The 414-nt window shown below is 52.4% G+C and carries 1 protein-coding gene and 1 pseudogene; one reads left to right on the top strand and one right to left on the bottom strand.

Annotation, left to right across the window (positions count from 1 at the left end):
• Window positions 1-300 (top strand): HumD family translesion DNA polymerase (locus OGY72_RS00765; RefSeq protein WP_286546113.1); only part of this gene is annotated, 300 nt, incomplete at its 5' end.
• Here the strand turns inward: OGY72_RS00765 and OGY72_RS00760 are convergent.
• Window positions 301-414, bottom strand: a pseudogene (locus tag OGY72_RS00760) (SOS response-associated peptidase); the annotation flags it as partial.

Genomic DNA, 414 nt, shown 5'->3' with positions numbered 1-414 from the left:
ATGCGGGCATCGCGTTCACATTTCAGGGAAGGGATAATCCAGGGAGCGTTGCTTGTTGTGGATGCGTCACTTACTGCCTGTGATGGCTCGCTGCTGATATGCGCAATCGATGGGGAATTCAGGATCAAGCGATATCGAACCCACCCTCATCCGCACCTGATTAATCTGGAGAGCGGGAGAAGGGAAGCGCTGCCAGCAGATGATGACGGTTACAGTTCTGCGCCCGCTATATTCGGGGTGATCACGTACATCATTAATGATGCCAGGAACGCGGAATTTGATGATTGCCCGGTGATGTAATCACATTGGCTGTATTAGTTCGGAGCCCTGATTTTTCACATTCCCTACGGCACGCGTCACGGCGTGCCATATAAAATTCTCAGCCGGTACGGAACCATCGGCCGCAATTTCCGC

This window comes from Citrobacter sp. Cpo221, from assembly GCF_030332345.1.
Lineage (GTDB): Bacteria > Pseudomonadota > Gammaproteobacteria > Enterobacterales > Enterobacteriaceae > Citrobacter > Citrobacter portucalensis.
Note: the sequence above shows the minus strand (reverse complement) of the source record. Positions and strands in the feature narration are given on the sequence as shown.